This window comes from Streptococcus suis (assembly GCF_002964045.1).
GTDB lineage: Bacteria > Bacillota > Bacilli > Lactobacillales > Streptococcaceae > Streptococcus > Streptococcus suis_U.
In genome coordinates this window covers 1-4,216 of the sequence record NZ_POPB01000378.1, presented here as the reverse complement: position 1 = coordinate 4,216, position 4,216 = coordinate 1, and the positions used below count along the sequence as shown (strand labels likewise).

The following is a 4,216-nucleotide window of genomic DNA, read 5'->3' as shown; positions in this document are numbered from 1 at the left end:
TTTTTCTTTGTGTAGCATAGGAGAACCTCATAAGTCCTTTTTCTTATATTATACTCCTAAATACGAAGAAAAGCCCTTAGAAAATCAATTCTAAGGACTTTGTCTTCAGTCTGAAACTAGCAATCGCTAGTTTTTTCTTATATCAAATAAAATATTCCTAATAGCAAGGTAATCAAGCCCAAATATCCAATGAAACTGAAAAAAATCTGTTTTCCTGTAAAGAGATCCTTTTCCACAAGAGGTGGAAGGAAAATCACGACCAAACAACCTCCAATAGCTCCTCCGATATGCCCTGCCATACTAATAGTTGGATTGAAAAGACCCAAGACCAAGTTCAATCCCAAAAGGACCATATATCGTTGACCGAGAACCTGTAGATAAGGGCTACGACTAAATTTCCTCAACAGTGCCATAGCTGCAAAAAGACCAAACAGAGAGGTCGATGCACCTGCACCAACTACATCTGGTGTAAAGAAGAGAACAAAAAGATTGCCCATTATCCCAGACAAGAGATAGAGAAGAAAGAAGCGCCGTGACCCAAAGAGTCCTTCTAATTGATAGCCCAAACCAAGTAAGGTAATACTGTTAAAGATAAAATGCTCCCAACCAATGTGGACAAAGATAGGTGACACCAAGCGCCACAACTGAGTCGGATCATAACGCACCACTTGACCGTACATACCACCAAATTCATAAATAGTATAGGCTGTAGTGGTCTGCCCAAATCGAAATACTTGTATCAAAAGAAAAACAAGAGCCGTGACTGCCAACAAGCCATTGGTCACAGGATAGCGCTTATCAAAAAAGTTCTTCAAAAATCAACAACTCCTTTACTGGAATATCAAATAGATCTGGTTCAAAATCATAGACTTGAAAGTCTGCCAAAGTCGATACCGTGTTCCCCTGATAATCTGCTAGGTAGCGATCATAAAAACCACCTCCATAGCCCACTCGAAAACCCGCTTGATTCCAAGCTAAACCAGGAACATGGATCAACTTAACCACAGACTTATCCACAGGTTGTGAATAAGTTCCAGGTTCCCAAACTCCAAACCTAGATTTCACCAAATCATCAGGATTATATTCTACAAAATCCATGCGGCCTTGTGAATAGGTCTTAGGAATGAAAATCTGCTTGCCATCCTTTTGAGCCTGTTCAATCAAGTAAGAGGTATCAAACTCATGGGGCATGGAAAGGTAGGTCCCAAGCGACTTTGCGCCCTGATAAGTATCAGAAGCAAGGAGGCGTTCCGTTAACTGCTGACTCCATCTTGCTCGCTGACTACTAGTCAGGTCTTTCAAGCTCTGCAAGACCTCTTGCCGAATGCTCTTTTTATCCACAGAAACTCCTTTCTTTTCAGAAAAAGACTGGAAAACCAGTCTAGTTTGCTTTCATTTTCAAAAAATCACTCAACTTATCCACAGCAAAGGGAAGCACTTCCTCTTTGGGACTGAGACGAGGATTGTGAAGGGGATAAGGCGTATCCACACCCAGCCAGAACATAACACCTGGAACCTTGTTGAGCAGGTAGCCGAAGTCCTCACCCGTCATGGCAGGTGGACAATCAATCATCTCCACTCCGTCAATACCATCAAAGTAGGTCATCAGTTCATCTGCCAGCTGGGGATTGTTCTCCACAGGCAAGTAACCGCTAGGATTAAGCTCGATGTCCAGGTCCACTCCAAAGGACAGGGCAATTCCCTCTGCCACTTCCCGCACCCGCTTTTGCACCAGAAGACTCATGCTCTGGGTCAAAGCCCGAATGGTGCCGTGCAAGAAGGCCGTTTCCGCAATGACATTGTTGGTCGTTCCCGCGTGCATGGAGCCAAAGGTTACCACCGCTCCCTCAATCGGATCAACGTTACGGCTGACCACCGACTGCACCTGAGTCACAAAGTAGCTAGCTGCCACCAAGGCATCATTGGCGGTATGGGGAAATGCTGCGTGCCCACCCTTTCCTGTAAACCGTATCTTGACTTCACAGGTCCCAGCAAAGAGGGTCGCACGGTTGGTGGCCATTTGACCGACTTTGAGGTCAGGTCGGACATGGAGACCATAAAATTCATCTGGCAACCAATCCCCAAAAGCTCCCGCTTCATACATCAGCATGCCACCTGCTAGATTTTCCTCCGCAGGCTGAAACAAGAAGAGAAGATTATTTTTCGGTTGCTGCTCTGCCATTTTCTCCAAAAGCCCCAAGGCAATGGTCATGTGGAAATCATGTCCGCAGGCGTGCATCCTATCTGGGTGGAGGGACTTGAAGTCCAGGCCCGTCTCCTCCACGATCGGCAAACCATCAATATCTGCCCGCCAGCCAATCGTTTTCTCTGGAGCAGAGCCCGTCAGATAGACCAATATCCCTGTCTTCCAAGTACGGACTTGGGCAAAAGTACAATCTTGAAGTAAACCTTCAATAGTTTCCATAAGAAAGGCATGGGTCTTGAACTCTTCCATGCCCAGCTCTGGAATCTGGTGGAGGGCCCGGCGTGTCGCGATTAAATCTAGCATAGCTACCTCTTAGAGTGTCCGCAAAGCCTCTTCCAAGGCTGTTTTTTGTTGGGTTTGAGCGTCGATTTCCTTGATGATACGGGCTGGCACACCTGCTACCACTACGTTTTCAGGAACATCTTGGGTCACAATAGCACCTGCGGCCACGACAGAACCGCTACCGATTTGCACACCTTCGATAACAACAGCATTGGCACCAACCAAGACATTGTCACCAACACGAACTGGCTCTGCAGACGCTGGCTCGATAACACCCGCAAGGACCGCACCTGCACCGATGTGGCTGTTCTTACCAACCGTTGCACGGCCACCGAGAATAGCACCCATGTCAATCATAGTTCCTGGACCGATTTCTGCACCGATGTTGATAACAGCACCCATCATGATAACGGCATTATCGCCGATGGTCACTTGGTCACGAATAATGGCACCTGGCTCGATACGGGCATTGATGTTACGTTTGTCTAGCAGAGGCACAGCCGAATTGCGGCCGTCTTGCTCAACCACGTAGTCTACATTTTCAGTCAAGTTTGCCAAAAGTGGCTCGACATCCTTCCAGTCACCGAAGAGGACATTGCCAAGTTTTGTCACCTCAGCAGGCACAGGCCCAGCCAATTCTCCTTCAAAGGTCACTTTAACAGTTGTCTTCTTCACAGCATTACCGATAAAGGCAATGATTTCTTGGGCAGTCATTTTTTGTGCAGTCATAGTATTTCCAATCTATAAAATAATATTTTTTCTATTATATCAAAATTTTCTGAAAATTTGATGATGAAATATAAAAAAATTGAAAAAGAGGCTAAGTTAGCCTCCCTAAATTTTATTGAAGATTAATTACGCCTGTTTCCGTTCCCCAAAAACCGGTTTGAACTCTAAGTTGAATACTTGGGTCATTTGCTGTCTCTTCTGTAATATCGAAGACAACATTACCAGTAACAGAATTTTCAGGGTTTACTTCAGTTAAGAAAAATTTTGCATCTTGGTTAGCATAAATTCCTGCAGTTGAATCAGATTTATATTCTACATCACCTTTTAACAAGGTAAAGAAATCATCCGTTACGGTAATAGCTTCCTTACCGTTATTTTTCACCGTTACATTCAGCACAAGAAAGACTCCGTTAGCAGTCTTGCCGAACTCTCCACCCACGTTAGTGGTAACCTCTTTTGAATTGACAAGGTAAACAACATCTCCAACTGGAACTTCCTGTCCAATACTGTAAGTTGTAGTTTCTTTTTGTTCTTCCGAGCTACTCGCTGATGCTTCTGTTGTAGTTTGGGTAGTGGTTGATGTAGCTTGGCTAGAAGAAGTTGATGAATTACTTCCACCACCCAATACACTTTGTAACCCACCAATCACAAACAATCCAACCAACACAATAAACCAAATTCGCTTGTAAAATGGTTTCTTTTGTACATAAACGTTACCGTGTTCATCTTTAATTTTCTTTGCCATAATAGCCTCCTAAATTGTGATAACTCTATTATATATATGCGTTGTCAAGTATAAAATTAAAAAAAATTAGAAGTTTTACCTCCTAATTTTCAATCATTATTTAATGGCTCTATAATTTCTGTAGTGGGTAAATCCACTGTAGAGATTATGGAGCCTTTTTGAGTATATACAAAAAGTCCCATATGACCTATAATGAAAAGCAACCACACTCACATTAGAAAGACTCATATGGAACAACTTTATCATACCACAGA

Annotated in this window: 5 protein-coding genes; all 5 read right to left on the bottom strand. The window is 43.6% G+C overall.

Going from position 1 to position 4,216, the window contains the following annotated elements; all coding sequences use genetic code 11:
• Positions 1-137: 137 nt before the first annotated feature.
• The 5 genes from C1E99_RS09560 to C1E99_RS09540 all read right to left on the bottom strand — a co-directional run bounded on the left by C1E99_RS09560 (position 138) and on the right by C1E99_RS09540 (position 3,962).
• Positions 138-815, bottom strand: coding sequence for a rhomboid family intramembrane serine protease (locus tag C1E99_RS09560; protein WP_105207396.1), 678 nt, complete (start codon positions 813-815; stop codon positions 138-140).
• The gene (locus C1E99_RS09555) at positions 799-1,341 is read right to left on the bottom strand and encodes a 5-formyltetrahydrofolate cyclo-ligase (RefSeq protein WP_105207395.1); all 543 of its coding nucleotides are present in this window, start codon (positions 1,339-1,341) and stop codon (positions 799-801) included. The genes C1E99_RS09560 and C1E99_RS09555 overlap by 17 nt, the downstream gene beginning before the upstream one ends.
• Positions 1,342-1,381: 40 nt before the next feature.
• Entirely contained in the window at positions 1,382-2,509 is a 1,128-nt protein-coding gene (locus C1E99_RS09550) for an N-acetyldiaminopimelate deacetylase (protein WP_105207394.1), read from the bottom strand.
• A gap of 9 nt (positions 2,510-2,518) precedes the next feature.
• Positions 2,519-3,217, bottom strand: a complete 699-nt coding sequence (gene dapD, locus C1E99_RS09545) for a 2,3,4,5-tetrahydropyridine-2,6-dicarboxylate N-acetyltransferase (RefSeq protein WP_024376132.1) — start codon at positions 3,215-3,217, stop codon at positions 2,519-2,521.
• Positions 3,218-3,329: 112 nt separating this feature from the next.
• Entirely contained in the window at positions 3,330-3,962 is a 633-nt protein-coding gene (locus C1E99_RS09540) for a DUF4352 domain-containing protein (protein ID WP_044687455.1), read from the bottom strand.
• Positions 3,963-4,216 lie beyond the last annotated feature (254 nt).

Coding starts and splice junctions, on each gene's coding strand:
- C1E99_RS09550 (WP_105207394.1), bottom strand. CDS start 2,509: ATGCTAGATTTAATCGCGACACGCCGGGCCCTCCACCAGATTCCAGAG.
- dapD (WP_024376132.1), bottom strand. CDS start 3,217: ATGACTGCACAAAAAATGACTGCCCAAGAAATCATTGCCTTTATCGGT.
- C1E99_RS09540 (WP_044687455.1), bottom strand. CDS start 3,962: ATGGCAAAGAAAATTAAAGATGAACACGGTAACGTTTATGTACAAAAG.